Genomic DNA, 19,107 nt, shown 5'->3' with positions numbered 1-19,107 from the left:
GAGTTTCTCGGCCGCGTGAAGGCGGAGAAAGACACCGTACTCAGGTCTTGCAAGCTCCTGCTGCGGAGCGACAGCGGTGAGCTCGTCGAGCAGAGCCCCTACGACGGGCAGGGAGGCCTGAACGAAGCGCTTCTTCGCAAGGCCTACGCGGAGATTGAGGCAGATCGCAAGACCATGCGGTACGGCATGGTCATCGGGAAGCTCAATGTCGTGAATGGCAAGATCGACGAGACCGCCACCAACTACATCACGGTCTGCCCTGCGGCCTCGCCGGCGTTGATCCCGATGTTGTAGCCGTCCGGGTGGAGCTCTGCGTCGAGGTGCCGCTTGACCGTGTCGACCAGCTCGAAGATCGCGGCGCGCTCCTCGGAAGTGGCCTCGAACCACGTCGCGACGAGCCGGCGCGGGACGACGAGCGTGTGGCCGGGGCTGACCGGGAAGCGGTCGCGTAGCGCGAAGGCGAGCGCGTTGCTCGCCACCCAGGCGGACTCGGGGGCCTCGAGGAACGGGGAAGTCACCGGCGGCGGATGGTACTTCGGAGCGGGCGCGAGGTGTCGTCTGGTCGTCGCCGCGTGCTACTTCCCGAGGAGCTCGTTCATGGCCACCCCATCAGCGGTGACTTCGCGGCGAAAGCACAGCATAAGCACGACGTGACCTTCCGAAAGGGAGCATGGCTGGGGATCGACGTTGGCTCATCACGGAGCAAGGTCGTGAACATGTGCCTCATCGCATCCGACGGCACAGGAACCGTCACGGTAACGTTCGAGCGCGGTCAGGTTCGTGAGGCACCTGGGGATGCGCGATGGCCAGCGAACAACGCGGCAGGCTTCTTGGATCTCGCTCGCAGCACCTGGCTCACCCAAGCGGTCGAGTTGGGCGTGCGTAACATTCTCGACCGCTCAGCCCTGGTGCGGCAATGGTCGGCCCGCCTGTGCGACAAGGCGGGGTGTACGGTGAACGCCGGCAATCACGTGGCCGCGACCTTCGCCGACCCGACGCGGGACGCGATGATCACCGACACATGCGCGTCGGCAACTCGTCAATCCGTGTCGTTGTGCGTACGTGTGGCGGGGCGACCCTGGGCAACCGCTCGGAGGAGATCGCCCGCGAGCAGTCGGGCTGCTCGCACCGAAAGCGCCGGACAAGCGCATGCCCGCGTACCGGTACATCCTGGCAGGGACGCTCGCCCAGGGTGCACCGGTAGCGGCTCTGAACAGGAGACGCCGCACGTCCGCAGGTTGTGGCAGAGAGCTTCAAAACCCGTGGAGTGCAACTCCACGACCTGTGTTCCCGCCTGGCTGTGCACACGCTCGAGCTTCAGATCTATGGCAGGAAGAGAAAACGGGAGCTCGGACACTTCGATAACTCAGGCGCCCGCCCGACATCGCCAGTCTGCTCGGTCGCCTGCCACCTTCGGTGAATCAGCAAGCCCGGAAGGTGCGCCTCCCTGCGGCTCACGCAACTCCAAGCGGGCTCAGCAGAGTACCTTCAGCAAGAGTGCCGGAGAGCCAAAGTGCTTGTCGCTAGATAGCGGCTAATAGGCAAGAAAACCTCGCACCTGTCCATCCGCACATGTACTAACTGGTCACATCTCGACTCACTGGACTGGCTGGATTTCTCCTTTTTGGACTGAAAGAAGTCTGATATGCGTTTCGATGCCCCGTCGCCTCCGAGGCGACGAACGCCATCACTAGGCGGCCAACTTGGAGGCACCGAACTCAAGTTAGAGGTTACGTGCGAGCGGGGCCATAGCTGGGCAGGGGAATGGGCGTCTTTCGACGGATACTGCGGATGGAACCTATCCGCGCCAACGTGTCCTATCCCGGGGTTGGCCCCTCTGCGGGCGTGCGAGGCGCGCGTGTCGCGTTCGGACCGCGCGGCACCTATGTAACGCTGTCCCCGGGCGGCTTTCAATACCGGCAGAAAGCCAGCGATAGTTCGAGCGCGCCCGCACAACTACCACCCCAGACTCCGATCCCGAGTAGCTACTCGCCGTCCGGGTTTATCACGACAGCATCCGTAGCCTCGCTCCAGCAGCTATCTCCGGACGAGGTAGCTCGTGAGATTGAAGCCCGGCCGACGGCCATCGACTGGTTCAAGGCGTACTGGGTCAGCGGGCTCGTCCTCGTCCTCCTCGTTATGACCTCCGCAGGCGTCGGAGGAGCCTTCGGGATCGCGCTCGTCTTCCTCGTTGCCGGCTTCCCCGTACGTAGGTGGAGCGAGGAGCAGCGGATTGCGCGACTGATCTACGACGTCGACGACCCTGCCGCGATGGAGCGCTTTGCTCTCGCTTCGGCGGCCGGCGAGGCGCTCGCCCACAGTGCAGGAGTGTGGCACGTGTACCACGCCGCACCGACCGGCGATGCGCGCCGGAACGCTGGTGCGACGACGCTGCTCCGCCGAACACCAACGAGCTGTGTGCGCGGGACCCACGCTGGGGTGGAGACGAACCTCGAGTCTTGGACCATTCCGGCGGGCCCACAACAACTCCTCTTCCTTCCAGACCGATTGCTTCTCTGGGAGAACGGGCGGGTAGCAGCGTTGCCGTATGAGCAACTCACGGCGATGGCAGCAGAGACCCGATTCATCGAGGATGGACCTACGCCATGCGATGGCGAGGTCGTCGCGATGACGTGGCGCTTCGTCTGCAAGGACGGAACACCGGATCTCCGCTTCAAGGACAACCATCAGCTCCCCGTCCTGCGTTACGGTGAGCTGACGATCTCGTCGCCGACTGGGCTCCGCCTTGTCTTCCAGCTCAGCCGGCCGGAGTCGGCATTCCGCGCCGCGCAGGCGCTGAACACGCTGTCCGGCACGGCGCGGCGCTCGTTGGGTGTCGGAAGACCCGCACCTCAACCCGCGCTGGGCGACCTACCCGCCACTCGGGTGAGCACCCCCCCGACATACTCACCTTCCCGGTTCTCCTCACCGTCGCCGAGGCAATCCTGGCCAGGGCCCGTCGCTCCGCCTCCGTCGGCTCCGTTTGTACCATCGCCGCCGCCCGTACCGTCGGCTCCGTTTGTACCATCGCCGCCGCCCGTACCGTCGGCGCCGTTCGCACCATCGCCGCCGCCGGTACCGTCGGCTCCGTTTGCACCATCACCGCCGCCGGTACCGCCGGCTCCGCTTGCACCACCCGATCTATCAATTCCGAAGGGCGGAACGGTGATCATGAGCGCCATCCCAGAGCCATCCCAGCGAGCGCCAGGGTCGCGTCCCGCCGTGAGCTTGGTGGCGCGCGTCGCTCTGGTCGCGGCACCAGCGCAGCTGCCGGAACGCCCCGCTCCGGTCGAGCCGCCACGGTCCGTAGCGATCGAGCGACCACCCGTCGGCCGAGGTCCATGGATTGCTCCGGGAGCGTCAACCGTGGTTGCGGGCTACGAGCTCAACGGTGGAATGATCTATGTAGGTGAGAGCCTACCTCCGGTCGGTGCGCTGCTGAACGTCGAGCCGGCGTTGATCAACCCGCGCCTGCTGGTCGACCGCGCGAACGCGAATCGCTCCGGTGCCGGCATGCAGTACTGGCCCTCGTACAGCAATATCGGGCCCGCGGAGCGGGCGGCTTACCTCGAGTGGCTGGCTGGCGGCAGGCGCGATCCCGACGCCTACATCGGGTACGTATTCCTGTTCTTTTACGGCCTGGAGCGCCGCGCTCTCGCGGACGCACAGCGCGGCGGTCTCGCCGACGGCGAGCGAGAAGCGATCTACGCCGAGGTCGAGCGACTCCTTACCATCTACTCACGAAGCAACTCCTTCCGAAACTATGCGACCGAGTTCCTCGCGGCGATGTGGGTGGACGCCAGAGCCCGCGTCTACGAACGCTGCGCTCCGCCGACCGCATCCGCGGGTGGAGACTTTCCGCTGCTCCTCAAGCTCGGGCTCGGGCAGCTGGCTCGTGACGGACGCCCGATTCCTGCGGACTGGGCTCTGGCATGGGTGTTCTGTGACCCGGAGGCACGCCTCACCACACCCGTTCGGCGGTGCCCAGAAGAGCTCCGGGGGCTCTTCCGAATCCGCTATCACCAGGCGTTCGGGGAGGGCATGACCCAGAAGCCCGGAAACAAGGACCTCGTCGTCCACTACAGGCCTGCAAGCGCCTCCTTTGGTGGAGCGCTCCGTCTCACGGCGCCAGGTGTGTCCGATGTGACGGGTCGCAGGAAGGCCGCCGAGAAGCTACGACAGCTCGTTGAGCAGTGCGCGAGCGATCTCGACCCCTTCAGCCGCTGGATCGGGCGCAACCCTGACCAGCGGGGGAGCGTCACGGCTGCAGGGCTACTGCCCCCGGAGCTGCTCGCGACGCACCAAGGACAGGAGGTCATCGCGCTGGTCGAGATGATCGAGGGCCACCTCGAGGGAAAGCACACAGCGGTCGTGCCGGCGGCCGAGCTACTGCGTGAGCGGCGCATTAAGGCGGAGATCGTTGCGCTACTGCAGCTACTGCAGAAGAAAGGGTATGGCGTCGAGCCGGACGTGCGCTTTGGCGGCGAGATGCCAAGCGCGGAGGGAAGGATCGTGGTGTTCCGAATCGGTGAAGGCGCGCCGACCGCCGCATCCACTCACTACCGAGCTGTAACGCTGCTCATGCACCTGGCGGTGGCGCTGGCGGCGGCCGATGGGGAGATCAGCGAGGCCGAAGAGAAGCAACTCGAGGCACGGCTCGACGCTATGGCAGATCTCTCGCCTCCGGAGCGCTTGCGCCTGTCGGCCCACGTGCGCTGGCTTGTGCACGAGCGGCCTGGGATCGCCGGCGTGAAGAAGCGCATCGCAGCGCTCAGCGCCGAGCAGCGAGGCGCCGTCGCCGACTTCCTGGTGGCTATGGCCGGTGCCGATGGGCGCATCGATCCAGGTGAGGTCAAGCTGCTGACCAAGCTCTTCCCCACCCTCGGCCTCGAGGCATCGGAGGTGTATCGCCGTATCCATGCCCTGGCCGGCACCAAGGCCTCCCCCGCGATGGACGCGGTGACCGTGCAGGCCGGGGAAACCTCAAAGGGCTACCCCGTTCCGCCGCCCCCCAGATCGTCCGGCGGTAGCATCGCGCTCGACATGGCAAGCGTCCAAGCCAAACTCGCGGAGACGTCGGCGGTCGCCGCGCTGCTCGGTTCGATCTTCGTTGAAGAAGAGCAGGCCCAGCCGAGCACAACCGTGAGCACGAACGGCGATCATGCCGCCGGTGATGCGCAGGCGAAGACCTCGGCGCCTCCTGTGCGCAACCTGAACGCGGCGCACTCGGCCTTCGTTCGCAAGCTCGCGGAGCGCGCCGAGTGGACGCGTGCCGAGGTCGAGGCGCTCGCGGCAGGCTTCGGGTTGCTCACGGACGGCGCGCTCGAGGTAGTGAACGACGCGGCCTTCGAGGTCTGCGGCAGCGCGGTGTGGTCCGGAGACGATCTCATTGAAGTGGATGCCGACGTGATGAAGGAGCTCTGCGCATGAACAACGTGGTCCGGATCCGACCCAAGGAGCGCGATGCCATCCTCCAGTCGCTGCGCGCCGGGGTCGTGCCCCGCAGCGGCCAGCAGCACATCCAGGTGGGACGCGCCGCCGAGGTCAAAGCGCTCGTCTCCGACATCGAGCGCATCGGCGACAACGGCTCGTCGGTCCGCTTCGTCATCGGCGAGTACGGCTCCGGAAAGACATTCTTCCTGCACCTGGTCCGATCCATCGCGCTGGAGAAGCGCCTCGTGACGATCCACGCGGACCTCGGTCCGGACCGGAGACTCCAGGGCACGGGGGGCCAGGCGCGCTCGCTCTATACGGAGCTGATGCGGAACGCGGCGACGCGTTCCAAGCCGGACGGAGGTGCGCTTGCCAGTGTCGTGGAACGCTTCATCACCTCGGCGCTGGAAAAGGCACGAGAGCGTGGACTCAGCCCGGAGCTGGTCATCCGTGAGCGGCTCCAGACCCTGTCAGAGCTCGTGGGAGGCTACGATTTCGCCGAGGTGATATCGGCCTACTGGCGCGGCCATGACACGGGCAACGAGACGCTCAAGTCCGACGCCGTGCGATGGCTCCGAGGAGAGTTCTCCACGAAGACCGACGCCAAGGCGGCGCTCGGCGTCCGCACCATCGTGGAGGACGCCAACTGGTATGACATGCTGAGGCTCCTCGCCCGCTTCATACGCCAGGCGGGGTACGCGGGCCTGTTCGTGTGTCTGGACGAGCTCGTGAACCTCTACAAGCTCGCCAACACGAAGTCGCGCAGCGCCAACTACGAGCAGATACTCCGCCTCCTGAACGACTGCCTGCAGGGAACGGCCGAGGGCCTCGGCTTCGTGCTGGGCGGGACTCCGGAGTTCCTGCTCGACACGCGACGGGGTCTGTACAGCTATCAGGCGCTCCAGTCGCGGCTGGCCGAGAACATGTTCACGAAGAGCGGACTGGTCGACTTTACCGGCCCCGTCCTGCGCCTCGCGAACCTCACGCCCGAAGACCTCTACATCCTGCTCGGCAAGCTGCGCCTCGTCTATGCGTCGGGGGATCCCGCCCAGTATGTGCTGCCGGACGATGGTCTCGCGGCCTTCATGAACCACTGCTCCAAACGGATCGGAGACGCGTACTTCCGCACGCCTCGAAACACGATCACCGCCTTCGTGAATTTACTCGCGGTCCTCGATCAAAATCGCGGGGCGTCCTGGACCGAGCTCGTGGGTGCGGTGGACATCACGCCAGACTCAAACCCCGATCTGGCGCCTCTACCCGGCGAAGAACGGACGAGCTTAACCAATGAGGCGACGGGGCCGAGGAGCGAGGAGGATGACGATCTTGCCATCTTCAAGCTCTGAGCATGAGCCAGGCGCGCCCGTCCCGGCGTTTGGTCGATTGCACGAGAAGATCCAGCGCTGGATCTGGGATGAGCAGTGGAAGGAGCTCCGGGACCTCCAGGAGCTCGCGGTCGAGCCCATCCTTTCCGGCGAGCGCGACGTGATTCTCTCGGCGGCGACGGCAAGCGGCAAGACGGAAGCGGCGTTCTTTCCGATTTGCACCCGGATCCTCGAGCGGGAAGGCACGGGGGTGCGGGCGCTTTACGTGAGCCCGCTCAAAGCCCTCATCAATGATCAATTCCGGCGCCTCGAGCGGCTCTGCGAGCGCCTCGACATCCCGGTGCATCGCTGGCATGGCGACGTCTCCTCGGAGCGGAAGAGGCGATTTCTCCAGCATCCGGGCGGGATCCTCCTCATCACGCCCGAGTCGTTGGAAGCGCTCTTCGTCGTCCACGGGTCGCAGATCGCACGCCTGTTCCAGCCGATCTCGTACGCGGTGATTGACGAGCTGCACTCCTTCATAGGGTCGGAGCGGGGCCGACAGCTTCAATCCCTGCTCCACCGGATGGAGGTCGCCGTGAAGCGCCGCATTCCTCGCGTGGCCCTCAGCGCCACCCTGGGAGATATGAAGATCGCCGCGGAGTTCCTCCGTCCATGGCATGCAGACGAGGTGCAGATGATCACCTCCGCCGCGGGCGGCGGCGAGTTGCGGCTGATCGTGCGCGGCTTTCTCACGCGGCGCCCGGAGGGCACGCCGGAGGACGAGGTGACGGAGGATGTCCACGCGATCGCTGACCAGCTCTTCCGGACGCTGCGCGGTTCGGACAATCTAATCTTCGCGAACCGGCGCGGAGAGGTCGAGCTGTATGCCGATTTGCTCGACCGCAAGTCCGAGCGTGAGCGCGTGCCGAACGAATTCTTCGCACATCACGGCAGTCTGGCGAAGGAGTTGCGCGAGGACGTCGAGGCCCGTCTCAAGAAGGAGATCCCGGGGCCGGTGAACGTGGTCTGTACCAGCACGCTGGAGATGGGCATCGACATCGGCAGTGTGAGGAGCGTGGCGCAGCTCGGCGCGCCGTTCTCGGTGGCCAGCCTGCGGCAGCGGCTGGGTCGATCGGGCAGGAGGGAGGGCGAGCCGGCCATCCTGCGAGCCTACGTACGGGAGGAAGAGGTCACGGACACGACGGCGCCACCGCAGCAGATCCGGGCGCAGCTGGTCCAGACGATCGCGATCGTCTCCCTGCTCCTCGAGAAGTGGTGCGAGCCCCCCGTTCGGGGGAAGCTGCACCTGTCGACGCTGGTCCAACAGCTTCTCTCCACAATCGCCCAGCACGGCGGCGTCAAGCCGCTGGATGCGTACCGGGTGCTCTGCGAGACCGGACCGTTCGCCGACATTTCCAGGGCGATGTTTGCGAGCCTCCTGCGGTGCCTAGGATATGCCGAGGTGGTCACCCAGAGCAGCGACGGGACGCTGCTGCTCGACCGCACAGGCGAGCGGGTGGTGAACCACTACTCCTTCTTCACCGCGTTCCAGACGCCGGAAGAGTTCCGGCTGGTGAACGAAGGGCGCACGCTCGGCACCTTGCCGGTCAAGAACCCGCTCGTCGAGGGTGCGTACCTGATCTTCGGCGGGCGTCGCTGGCGTATCCTCAGCGTCGACCTTGAGCACAAGGTAGCCGACCTGGCGGCCGCGGCGGGCGGTCGCGTCCCGAGCTTCGGTGACGGGGCCGGGTTCGTCCACGATCGGGTGCGAGAACGCATGCGGGAACTGTACGAGTCCTTCGAGATCCCAAGCTTCGTGGACCCGAGGGCGAGTGAACTACTCGTGGAGGGACGGACCAACTTCGACCGGCTCGGCCTGCGCGAACGGCGAGTGATCGCCTGGGGTCGTGACGCCGTATTGTTTCCGTGGGCGGGAGACCGCGTCATGAACACTACGGCCGTCATGATGGCGAAGCGTGGATTCGAGGTGGCCGGGCTCGGCGTAGCGCTGCTCATCTCCCGGGCGACGCCCGAGCGCATCTTGGCGATGCTGAGCGATATTGTTGATGAAGGCCCGGGTGACTCAGTTGCGCTGGCAAGAACGGTGAGGAATAAAGCTGTAGAGAAGTACGACGAGTACCTTTCGGAGGAGCTTCTGAGCGCTACGTACGCGAGCGGCATGCTTGACGTCCAGGGGATGCATCGCTGCCTTGAGGCAAGCCGTCGAAGCATGATCTGAGCGACTCTAACATGTGGTTATTGAAGGGCGCGCGGTTTCAAATTCGGGGGCGCGGGGCAACGCGATCGCTGCGGAGTGGATCGGGCTGCGTCATGGCGCCGTGACGTTCACCGCCGCCTTCGCCACGAGATCATCGAGGTCATGCCGGCAGAGCGTGCTCGCCGGCAACGTCGCCTCGGCCAGCTCGACGAGCCGCGCGTGATGGGTAAAGAAGAGGATCTGCGTCCGCTGCGACAGCTCCCCGAGGACCTCGAGCGCGGCCCGTGCGCGCGCGTCGTCGAAATGGATGAGCACATCGTCGAGCACCAGCGGCAATGGCTCGCTCTTCGTGAAATACTGCTCCAGGCTCGCCACCCGGAGCGCCAGGAAAAGCTGATCGCGCGTCCCATCGGACAGCGCTCTGACCTCCACCGGATCCCCGGCCCTCGGCACGCAGCGGAGCATGGGCCGATCCTGATCGTCGCGATCCCCCCGCAGCCCCGAGAAGGTACCCAGCGATAGCCTCGCAAACAGCTCGCTCGCCCGCCGTACCAGCGGACCCTGGTTCTTCTCGCGGTATTGCTCCATCGCTCGCCGTAGCAGATCCGCCGCGAGCTTCGCCCGCGCATAGTCGTCGACCAGCGCGCTGATCGACGCCAGGTGCTGCTCCGCCCGCGTCAACTCCTCCGCCGCCAGGTCGCTCCCGTCCATCGTGAGCAGCCGCTGCCGGAGCTGCCCCACCTCCTCGTTCACCCGCGTCCGCTCCCGATCCACGTCCGCGATCTGCCGCTCCACCTCCGCCAGACGCTGCGCAAGCGTATCCGCGTTCGTCCCGCGGCACTCCTCCAGGAGCGCCTCCACGCTGAGCCCCCCGCCGATCGTCGAGAGCCGCATCTCGACGATCTCCCGATCCTGCCGGAGCTTCCGCGCTACGGCCGATCGATCCTCAGCGGCCACGAGCTCGGACACATCCTGGGCCCGGGCTTCCTCCATGAGCTGTTTGAGCGCACGCTCCGCCCCTCGCCGTTTCTCCCGCGTGGCGAGCAGGTCCTGCTGCTTCTCCTTGAGGTCCTTCTCGAGCGCCTGCTTGAGCTGCCGGTTCGTCTCGCCATCCTTGGACCGCTCCAGCAGCGCCGCCGCCGCCTGCTCCAGCGGAATGCCCGCAAGATCCGGCGCCGTGAGCCGCGCCAGCCCCTCGACCTGCACCTTGAAATCGGCCGCATCGCGCTCGATCCCCGCGATGCGCCGCCGCAGCTCCCGGGCTCCCTTCCCTTGTTGGGCGAGATCCGCGCGCAACGTCAGCACCTCCTCGGCTTCCTCGATCCCGGTCGCCGCCGACCCCCCGAGCGCCAGCATCACCGCCGACCACTGCTCGGCCCACGCCATTTGCTCCCGCTGCCGCCCCGCGAGTGCCCCGGAGAGCCCCTCGACTTCGATCTCCCCCCGGCGCACCTCTTTCGCGACCGCTTCCCGCTCCCGCTGCGCTTTCCCCTCCCGCTCGGCCACCTCACGCGCATGCGCAACCAGCGCGAGCAACCCGTGCCGCGGCCCGGCTGCCACGCCGAGCGCCTCTAGCGCCGCAGCGAGTGCCTCCCGATGCCCCTCGATGCGCTCCCTCTGGGCCTGCTCCCGCCGCCGCACCTCCTCGAGCCTCGCCTTCTCCTCCACGAGCTTCTGGTAGCGCCCCAGGAAGGCCAGCATCTCGCCCGGCGAGCGCGGCGCGATCCCCGCCGCTGTCCAGGCGGCTTGCCATCGCCCCTGCTCTGCTTCCTCCGCCGTCCGCGCCTGCTCCGCCGCGGTCACGGACTCCTCTATGCCACGCGCCGCCTGATCGCGATCGGCTGAGAGCGTCGCGAACTTCGCCACCCGATCTGCCTCTCTCCTGAGCCGGTCCGACAGCTCATCCGCCCGCCGCCCGCTCGTCTCGTGATGATCCGCGATCTCGCGCGCCGAGAGCCCCGCCCCTGCCGCCCCCTCCTCCGCCGGCTCCCCGAGCCACGCCTGCCGCACCTGCTTCCAGTGCCCGTCGCGCTCGCGCCGCGCCGTCGCCAGGTCCCCCTCCGTGGGCACCTCCTCGCCGCGCCGCAACGCCTCGATCTCGCGCTCCAGTTCCCCGAAGCGCTTCTTGCGCTCCGCCAGCGAGTTAGCGAGCGACTTCCGCTCGGTGTCCCGAGCGGCGAAGTCGCGGGCAAACATCTCCACCGTCTCTGGCAGCGGCACCGGCAGCGCGCCCACCTTCTCGAGCGAGAGGTGCGTCACGCCGAGCGCCGAGAGCCCAGCCTCAAGCCGCGCCGCCATCGTCTTCGCCTCGCCGCGCAGCTCACCGAGGACCTTCTCCAGATCCCCGTCCCGCTGCACGATCTCGTGCGTGCGCACGAGCGCCGTCACATCCACCGGAGCGGGCTGGGCCGCGCTCTTGATTCGCTCGCCCCCGAGCTTGTTCTCAGCCTCGGTGAGCGCCTTCGTCGCCCCGGCGAGGTCGCGCTCGAGCCCGATGCGCTGCTTGAGCAGCGCCCGGACACGCGCCTCCACGCCCGGCGCGACGGCGAGGCTTCCCACCTCCTCCACGGGCACGCGCCGCCCGAGCCGCCCCAGGAGCGACTCGATCGTGTCTTCGATCTGGCGCAGCTCGCCGCGGAGCCGCGGCAAATCCACCCCCGCCGCCTTCTTGTGGTTGCCGAGCCCGTCCTGGATCGCCGTGATCGAGGCCCCCTGCGCGAGCAGCGCCTCCGGCACCGGCAACCGCTCCATCTGCGCGGTCAGATCCGCGATCTCGCGGCCGAGCCGCTCCTCGCGCGGCTCCGTCTCCGCGAGCGTGCTCTCGGCCTTCCGCCGCGCCTCGGGCGCCGTCTCGGGCAAGAACACCGCGCCCTCATGCTCCTTCAGCACCCCGAGGATCCTGTCCCGCTCGGCGATGGGCACCAGCGCCTGCTCCATGCGCGACAGACGCCGTTGCTTCGCCTGGAGATCGGAGAGCTCCCTGGCCAGGGTCGCGGCGTGCGCCTGCCCACCAGCGAGATCCTTCTGGAGCTGCTCCCACTCCTTCGCCGGCTGAGATCGATCTGCGGCTCCCTTCTTCGCGCTCTTGTAGCTCTCGAGCGCGGCGTTGAGCTTCTTCTTGTGCTTCCCGAGGGGCGTGAAGATCTCCTCCGCCTGCGCGTCGAGCTTCTCCAGCACCGCATGCACGCGCGTGCCCCCGAGCCCGGCCGCGAACAAGCTCTCTCCGAGATCGCCGCCTCCCTTGAGCAGCGCCTCGCCACCGTCCACGAGCGCCTTGTGAGAGAGGCCGAACATCACCTTGTACTGCTCCTCGGTCACCCCGCCGAGCAATGCCTGCAGCTGCCCCTCGTCCACCGGCTGCTCGGCGGGATCCAGCAACGTCTGCTTGAGCTTCTTGCGTCGGACGAGCTGCAAGGTCCGCCCGTCCTCGGCCGCGAGGAGCGCGCCCACCCGGAGCTTCTTGTAGTCTCGATCGTGCGCGTCCTGGGTGTCCTTGGGCATTTCGAAGAGAAACCCCAGCACCGCCCGCAGCGTCGTGCTCTTGCCGACCGCGTTCGACCCGAAGATCACGTGCAACGCGCGCGGCTTCGCCGAGAAATCCAGCGACAGCCCGGTGAAAGGCCCGTACCTCAGGAGATCGAGCGAAAGGATCTTCACGACGCGTCCTCACCTGCAAAGAGCAGAGGCAGCAGGGTATCGGGCAGTTCCCGGACGAGCTGCCGGAGCGCCGTCCGAGCAAGCTTCGCTCCGCCTTCGAGATGATCGAGCTCCGCCGGCAGCTTCTTGCGCAAGGGTTCGAGCCCGCTCAGCAGCCTATCGATCTCGGCGTCGTCCTCGCAGATGGTGCGGAGCTGCCGGTAAAGCCCGCCTACGACCTCGTCCCCGAGGCTCGCTTCCGCATCGACCGGGTTCCGGGTGCGAAAGCTGATCTTCTCGACCCAGATTTCGCCCGCGTCGCTCGCCGCGCTACGCACCTCGCTCCGGTACTTCTCGGGCTCGCGCGAAAGCGCGCCGTGCGCCCGCGTCGCCCCCGTCACCTCGATCCGCGCGGCCACGATCCTCGCCTCCGCCGCGTCCGCCTCGCGCGCCAGGGCTTGGCGGCACAGCTCGATCACATCATCGATCGACGACGCCATGCGCGCATCCACCTCGCACCGCACCCAGCGCAGCGCGTCCAGGGTCCTGGGCTCGACCCCCACGATCCGCCCCTCGTCCACGGTCACCAGCGTCGCCCCCTTCTTCCCCGTCTCGCGCGCATGCCTGCCCTGCAGATTCCCGGGGAATACAATCCACGGCGACTCGTGGAGCACCTCGCGCGCGTGCACATGCCCGAGGGCCCAGTAATCGTATCTCCTCGCCACGAGGTCACTCACCGAGCACGGGGCATACGATTGATGTCCTTCGCGACCGCTCGCGCACGTATGCAGCAAGCCCACATTGAAATACCCCTCCCGCGGCGCGGGATAAGCGACGGAGAGGTCTTCCGTGGTATCGGCTTTCTCGTAGCTCCGGCCGTGCACGGCCACGCCGAGGTCATCCAGCATGATCGTCTCCGGCTGCTTCGCCGACAGCTCGCGCACGCCCTCCGGCAATCGCAGGATCTTGCTCCGCGCATCGTGATTGCCACGCACGATGAACACCCGGATGCCCGCTTCGCGCAGGCGTGACATCTGCTTCGCGAAGAAAAGCCCCGTGTTGTAATCCGTCCAGTCGCCGTCGTAGAGATCGCCGGCGATGAGCAGGAACGCCACCTTTTCCTCGATGCACTGCGCCACAAGGTTCTCGAGTGCGCGCCGTGTCGCCCCGCGAAGTTTGTCCACCGGCGCCCCGTCGTACCGATCGAGGCCCCGCAGAGGGCTATCGAGGTGGATGTCCGCTGCGTGAAAGAACTTCATGCGGCCCCCGGTCCGCGCTGCTCGTTGCCGCGCGATGGTGCGACGGTAGCAGTCTTCCCTATGAACGTGAAGCCCCGTCGTGGCGCCTAACGCTGCCATCGTCTGCACGGGCTAGCGCTGGCGCTGCATGTGCCGCCATGAGGGGAGCCAGGACTTCGTCAGCATGTCGAGGCTCCGTGCTCAGTTTTGCTTCGGAGCGTTCGAACGCGATCGGCTCGGTGCGCATCAGCTTCTCGTCGATCTCGACCATCGCGGCCTGGAGGTCGGTGACATCGATGAGGCATGCAAGGATCTCCTCCCGACCGCGGGCACGGAACGCCTCGAGGCGGTGGAGACCGGAGATGAGCTCCATCGTATCGTGGCGCGCCGGACAATGCGGTGCCGAGGATGCTGACCTTCAGGGCAAATGCCGAGGTCAAATCGAGGGGCGTCGAGGCTTGCCGCGACCGCCGCGAGGTCACGCTCGCGCTGGGCTGCATGAGGCGGCGAGGCACCCGTGCTCGGGTCCATGGTGGAGAGAGATCTCGCGACGGGCGCTTGCGCAACCAGCTCCGTGTGTGTATCTCGAAGGCGATGGTTCACCAGAATGGCCCACGGTGACCAGGTGTGTAGCCAAGGTAGGTGCGCGCGGGCCGCAGCGGACAGGAGGAGACGGGAATGCTCCCTGACGAGGTTCTTCCAGCCGCACCGCTTCGCGCTCGCGTTAACGACGAGCTGACGCTCGATGCTGGCCTGGTTGGTCCGGATAGGATCATCCGGTCACCGACGCAACCCATGTTCCGGCAGGTGCTCGACTACCTCATGACCAAGCCGGATCCGATCAAGCTACCTTCCGGCACCGGGATAGGCAGGGAAGGCGTCGCGGCAGCGGCGGTCTGTGTTCGGTGGGGCTCGTACTTCTCCGTACTCACCGACCGCAACAAGCCATTATGGAGCGAAGTCACTTCTCCTAAGATGAGCCGAATATCGGATGACGAGATGGCTCGGATCAATATCGATTCCTCCGCTGCTCTCGCTCATTGGGTGAATCTATTCAATGCCGATCGAGCGCTCTATGGTCAGCTTGTCAATCGCGCGGTCTGCTACCTGCCCATGCCGACGAAGACGTCCAAATCGGAGCGGAAACTGGCCTTCGGGCTTCGGCGCTCACCAGAAATGACCCACCCGTGCTCGTCAGAAGTGGTCCGGGCGTGGATCAGCGATCGCTGCGCGGACTGCGAGCGCGGACTTGGAGCAGCCGAGGCGTAGCGCGCCGACGCGGGTATCCGACGGTGCTACGCTCGCGTCCACGATGCCCTCCGAGCTCATCCCGGCCGAGTACGCCGGCTGGTGGCGGATCACCGAGACCGGCACGTGGGTCAACAAGTACCTGGACGACCTCGGCCCGGCCGTGCTCTCGTTCACGGGTCACGGCGATCGGCTCCGCATGCACTGCCTCCTCGCCTACGTCACCGCAAGGTTCACGCGGGGCGGGATCTCGTTCACGTGGGAGGGAGCCTGGGAGTACGACCCGATGTCTGGGACCGGCCGAGCACGGCTCGGAAAGGACGGGCGGCTCACGGGGACGATCAAGATCAAAGACGGCGACGAGTCCACGTTCGCCGCCGAGCGGACCGAAGAGCCCGCCGAGCCGATCCCCCAGCCGCCGTCCTACCGTGACAAGTGGCGTCGGAGGTGGTGATGGGCTCGGTTCGGAAGCGCGTGCAGCGCGCAGGCGAGGGTGAGCTCGAGCTCGGACGCGAGCTGGGGAGCCGCGCAGGACTGCGCTAAAACGGGATCTCGTCCGGCTCGACGGGGCGCGCGGGGCGGCGATCGCCGTCTGCCCCGGCGAGCAGCTCGCGATAAGCGTCGATGGCGCGGTGCAGCTCGCGGATCCCGTCGAGCAGACGGCGGGCGGCGCGCAGGCCGGGCGGCGGATGGAGCACGGTCACCTCGGGCGGCAAGAGCAGCTCCGGGTGCCGCGCGACGAGGATCTGCACCGTGAAGAGGAGCGTCGCGTCGATGAGCGTGAGCGGCTCGGGGACGTGCAGCGAGATGGAGTCGGAGCGGAGCCTGAAAGAAGAGCATGCGCGAGTAGCACAGCGCCATCGAGGCTGTCTGGGCGCGCCGCTTCTTGCCCCCGATGACCGGCTCGTGCGGCGACGTGTCGTGCTGCGACTCCTCGCCCGGCCCGAAGTGGTATTGCCCGACCGGCGCGGGCGGCTCATGCCCGATGCCGTGTCGCCGGCAGTACGCCGTCAGCGCCGGATACGAGAGCTTCGCGCCGGCGGCGACGAGCTCCTCGTGCACGCGGACGAGGTTGTTCTTGCACCGCGGCGCGAGCTCCAGGATCTGCTCGCGGTGCACCTCGGCCTTCTCGGCGCGCGCGAGCTCGGGCACGTCCGCGCTGCCCGTCGCGAGCACCTCCTTGACCGCGCCGCGCGAGATCCCGAGCGCTCGCGCGATCGGCCGCGTGCCGTGGCCCTCTTCATGCAGTCGCAGGATCGCGATTCGTGTGCTCCGGTCGAGCATCGTCGAGCTCCTTTCCGAGCCGCTTGAGCAGCCGCTCCAGCTCCCGACGCACCTGCGAGAAGGCGTGTCGGATCTCGTCCTGCTCGGACGCGAGCAATCCACGCAGCTCGCCTCGCCGCGTCCGCTGGTGGACCCAGGCCGCGATGCCGCTCAGCGCGCCGAGGTCGGAGAGCATCTGCTCGGCCGGCGTCGCCGGGCGTGCTTTCGCTCGCCGTGCCTCCTCGTGCGCCCGCACGACCAGCGCCGGGTCCTTCACGATCAGCGCGCGTCCCTCGGCATTCGCCCCGAGCCACGCCGCGTGCACGATCGCCATCTGCCGCGTCGTCAGCCGCAGCGGCGCCACCGCGTCTGCGAGCCGCTCGCCGTCAGCGCGGTTGGCGCGCGCCAAAGGCACAAGGTATTTCATGGCCGCGTGCGCGCCGATCGCGCCTGCGCGCACGTGCGCGTGCACCGACTCCGGCAGCTCCGCGACCAGCGCTAGCCGCCGGCTCACCCAGCTCGGCGTCCGGCCGAATCGCTTGCTCAGCTCCTCGCCGCTGAGGCCGAATCGCTCCCGCAGCTCGCGCAGAAACCAGCCCTGCTCCAGCGCGTTGTCCGCGTCGCCCGCGCGCAGCATCCGCTCGAGCAACAGCGCCTCCGCCTCGCCCAGGTCCCACGCCGTCGCCCGCACCGTGTCCTGCCCGAGGCGACGAAGCAGCCGCACCCGCTTGTACCCGTCGATCACCACGTGCCGCGCGCACGAGACCGGGCTCACCACGACGATCGGCGCTTGCTGTCCGACCTCCGCGAGCGACGACAGCAGACGCCGCTCGCGCGCCGGGCTGCGGCCGCGAAGCTCGTCGTAACGAAGATCGAGCTGGTGGAACTCCAGATCCATCGGGCACCGGAGCGCCGCGGTTCGGCGGCGCGCGGCCGACCCTCGCACACCCCGGCTCGGGTCTTTCCGGTGACCCCCGGGGTGTCCGCCCGTTTCTCATGAAGTATCCAGGACTTGCGCCTGCCTCTGGTCTTGCGCGGCGCCCACCAGGACTCTGCCGAATACCCCAAGGAAATCCGCACCTTGGACCCCGAACTGGTCTTGCGCGATGTCCCAGGGAAGTCGGTCGAGCGGCGGCGGCACCCGCAGCGGCGCAGGCGGCGGCGGCACGATCGCCGTCCGCTGCTTCAGCCGTCGCGCTACGAAGTAGTCCGGGTTGCGCTCCCGCCACGACGCCTGCGTCTTCTTCCGCCTCGCGGCCTGGCAAGACGGCGACGAGCAGACCTGCTGCCGATCCCCAACGCGAGGATCAGGCTGGAACCACCGACGGCAGACCCGGCACGGTCGTGCACGACGCATCCCCCGAGCGTCGCACCTTGCCCCCGGTCACGGTCCGCGCGCTCACCACCGCCTCGATCGCGAACGCGCCCGCCGCGCGCTCGACGGGACCACCGTCAGCCGGGGGTGGACCATTTTTCGCGAGCAGAGGTGGGTCAATTCTCGCGAGCGCTGAAGCCTTCGGGCCGCTTGCACTGCCGGAGATTGCGAAGCGAGTTGTCGAGGTTACGGACGCCGAGCGTCTCGCCCTGGCTCGCGCGGTCGTAAGCGAGCACCCGAGTCGCGTGTTCGCGAACGCTCTCGTGAACGTAGCCTGGCGCAACGGCCCAATCCAGGACATCCATGCGGGGCATCTGGCCACATGCCCAATCGACCGCTGCCGGGTGACAGTCGCCGAAGAGCGCGAGCTGATGAAGTTTACGGCCAATCGGATGGCCGTCGGCATGGATGTGTGTGTTTTTGCTGCGCAATGAACGCGAACGCCACGAACGCTCCTGGCCGGAGCAGGTGCTTCGTTATCAACTCGCCAGCTTTCTGCTCGTTACACCAGCGGAGTGGACGCTCACCCAGACTTCGCGCGACGTTCGCCTGACGCGCTGAAGGCCTGCTCGGTTCCGCGATGCGCCCACCCGAGCGTATCGCCTTCCAGCGCCCAAGCTTGAAGGAGATCTGCTTCGCCTTGGCCCCGTTCAGGTGGAGGCACAGCCCGCGCCCGCAGCAGTTCTCGAGCAGGCTGCCGCACCTCCGCATGCCATCCAGCCCGCGGTGGCTCCGCTCGCTCAGCTTCCACCGACGTGCCGGCCGCCTCGGCGACTGCTCCCGTAAGCGCAGGGTCGAACCTTGGCCTGGGTGCGTTCCTCGCCGGAGTGATGACGGTCGGGCTTTTCTGCGTTGCTCACCAAGTTGGCGTCAAACGACGCGAGCGGAAGGAGAGCCTCTCGCTAACACCAAGGCTCGGATGGCCGGTTCGAGCAAGGGGAAAAGTGACCTCGGCGAGAACGTCCACGCCACCTGATTTCCCGGTGTAGAACGCGGCCGAACATGGTGGGAAGCTGAGCGCCGATCTCATCCCAAGAACGCTCGGGCGCGGGTTGCCGGAGCGTGATGCGAGGGAACCGACAGGCAGGGAGCAGCGCCTACGTTCCGCCGTCGAGCTCGCGGAGGTCCGGTCGGAGCACCTCGGGCACCGGTACCGTCCCTGAACCAGTGCGGGACACGAGCCGCCGCGCCAAAAATTTGCCAAATCTCGGGGTCCCTCGTGTCCTCGGCTGTCCGCTCTCGACCTCGCGAAGACCTCGCCAAGTACCGATAAGCCTTCAAGAATTCAGCGGAGGAGAAGGGATTCGAACCCCTGGTTGAGTTGCCCCAACGGCGGTTTTCAAAACCCGAAGGGGGCCTTGGCGGCGTCGCGGGAGGCCTCCGCCCGAA

Annotated in this window: 14 protein-coding genes and 1 tRNA gene; 8 read left to right on the top strand and 7 right to left on the bottom strand. The window is 67.2% G+C overall.

Annotated elements, in window-relative coordinates; genetic code table 11:
• The first annotated feature begins 15 nt into the window (after positions 1–15).
• The gene (locus tag WMF27_RS41545; RefSeq protein ID WP_437763357.1) at positions 16–294 is read left to right on the top strand and encodes a hypothetical protein; all 279 of its coding nucleotides are present in this window, start codon (positions 16–18) and stop codon (positions 292–294) included.
• On the opposite strand, the gene WMF27_RS41540 is transcribed toward WMF27_RS41545, so the two are convergent.
• Positions 243–518 carry an HIT family protein gene (locus WMF27_RS41540; protein WP_437763358.1) on the bottom strand — a complete coding sequence of 92 codons (276 nt, stop codon included), beginning with the start codon at positions 516–518 and terminating at the stop codon, positions 243–245. The genes WMF27_RS41545 and WMF27_RS41540 overlap by 52 nt on opposite strands.
• A 1,246-nt stretch (positions 519–1,764) precedes the next feature.
• Between WMF27_RS41540 and WMF27_RS41535 the strand changes: the two genes are divergently transcribed.
• The 3 genes from WMF27_RS41535 to WMF27_RS41525 are packed head-to-tail and all read left to right on the top strand — an operon-like array spanning position 1,765 to position 8,979.
• Positions 1,765–5,430, top strand: coding sequence for a TerB N-terminal domain-containing protein (locus tag WMF27_RS41535; RefSeq protein ID WP_437763359.1), 3,666 nt, complete (start codon positions 1,765–1,767; stop codon positions 5,428–5,430).
• On the top strand, positions 5,427–6,779 hold the full coding sequence (locus WMF27_RS41530; RefSeq protein WP_437763360.1) for an ATP-binding protein: 1,353 nt from the start codon (positions 5,427–5,429) through the stop codon (positions 6,777–6,779). Before WMF27_RS41535 ends, WMF27_RS41530 begins: the two co-directional genes overlap by 4 nt.
• The gene (locus tag WMF27_RS41525; protein ID WP_437763361.1) at positions 6,751–8,979 is read left to right on the top strand and encodes a DEAD/DEAH box helicase; all 2,229 of its coding nucleotides are present in this window, start codon (positions 6,751–6,753) and stop codon (positions 8,977–8,979) included. The genes WMF27_RS41530 and WMF27_RS41525 overlap by 29 nt, the downstream gene beginning before the upstream one ends.
• A gap of 90 nt (positions 8,980–9,069) precedes the next feature.
• On the opposite strand, the gene WMF27_RS41520 is transcribed toward WMF27_RS41525, so the two are convergent.
• From WMF27_RS41520 to WMF27_RS41510, 3 genes are read right to left on the bottom strand one after another with little or no spacing between them, the layout of a single operon-like run.
• A complete protein-coding gene (locus tag WMF27_RS41520) occupies positions 9,070–12,615 on the bottom strand; it encodes an AAA family ATPase (protein ID WP_437763362.1) in 3,546 nt (1,181 codons plus the stop codon).
• A complete protein-coding gene (locus WMF27_RS41515) occupies positions 12,612–13,952 on the bottom strand; it encodes a metallophosphoesterase family protein (protein WP_437769947.1) in 1,341 nt (446 codons plus the stop codon). The genes WMF27_RS41520 and WMF27_RS41515 overlap by 4 nt, the downstream gene beginning before the upstream one ends.
• Positions 13,912–14,205 (bottom strand): hypothetical protein, encoded by a 294-nt coding sequence (locus WMF27_RS41510; RefSeq protein ID WP_437763363.1) that lies wholly within the window; start codon positions 14,203–14,205, stop codon positions 13,912–13,914. Before WMF27_RS41510 ends, WMF27_RS41515 begins: the two co-directional genes overlap by 41 nt.
• 305 nt (positions 14,206–14,510) lie before the next feature.
• Here WMF27_RS41510 and WMF27_RS41505 point away from each other — a divergent pair, with 305 nt between their 5' ends.
• Both WMF27_RS41505 and WMF27_RS41500 read left to right on the top strand, forming a co-directional pair.
• On the top strand, positions 14,511–15,101 hold the full coding sequence (locus WMF27_RS41505) for a hypothetical protein (RefSeq protein WP_437763364.1): 591 nt from the start codon (positions 14,511–14,513) through the stop codon (positions 15,099–15,101).
• Between the two features lie 43 nt (positions 15,102–15,144).
• Entirely contained in the window at positions 15,145–15,534 is a 390-nt protein-coding gene (locus WMF27_RS41500) for a hypothetical protein (protein WP_437763365.1), read from the top strand.
• A gap of 85 nt (positions 15,535–15,619) precedes the next feature.
• Here the strand turns inward: WMF27_RS41500 and WMF27_RS41495 are convergent, their stop codons facing one another.
• Positions 15,620–15,832, bottom strand: coding sequence for a hypothetical protein (locus WMF27_RS41495; RefSeq protein WP_437763366.1), 213 nt, complete (start codon positions 15,830–15,832; stop codon positions 15,620–15,622).
• Between the two features lie 22 nt (positions 15,833–15,854).
• Between WMF27_RS41495 and WMF27_RS41490 the strand changes: the two genes are divergently transcribed.
• Entirely contained in the window at positions 15,855–16,391 is a 537-nt protein-coding gene (locus WMF27_RS41490) for a hypothetical protein (protein ID WP_437763367.1), read from the top strand.
• On the opposite strand, the gene WMF27_RS41485 is transcribed toward WMF27_RS41490, so the two are convergent.
• Positions 16,321–17,241: a ParB/RepB/Spo0J family partition protein gene (locus tag WMF27_RS41485; protein WP_437763368.1), complete on the bottom strand. Its 921-nt coding sequence runs from the start codon at positions 17,239–17,241 to the stop codon at positions 16,321–16,323. The two genes, WMF27_RS41490 and WMF27_RS41485, sit on opposite strands and share 71 nt — an antisense overlap.
• Positions 17,242–17,687: 446 nt before the next feature.
• On the opposite strand from WMF27_RS41485, the gene WMF27_RS41480 reads away from it, so the two are divergent.
• On the top strand, positions 17,688–18,152 hold the full coding sequence (locus WMF27_RS41480) for a hypothetical protein (protein WP_437763369.1): 465 nt from the start codon (positions 17,688–17,690) through the stop codon (positions 18,150–18,152).
• Between the two features lie 853 nt (positions 18,153–19,005).
• Here WMF27_RS41480 and WMF27_RS41475 read toward each other — a convergent pair.
• Positions 19,006–19,102 (bottom strand) — tRNA-Ser (locus WMF27_RS41475).
• Positions 19,103–19,107: the final 5 nt, after the last annotated feature.

Source organism: Sorangium sp. So ce281, from assembly GCF_051527395.1.
Lineage (GTDB): Bacteria > Myxococcota_A > Polyangia > Polyangiales > Polyangiaceae > Sorangium > Sorangium cellulosum_B.
The sequence above is the reverse complement of the archived record's forward strand: the minus strand, read 5'-3'. Positions and strand labels throughout refer to the sequence as shown.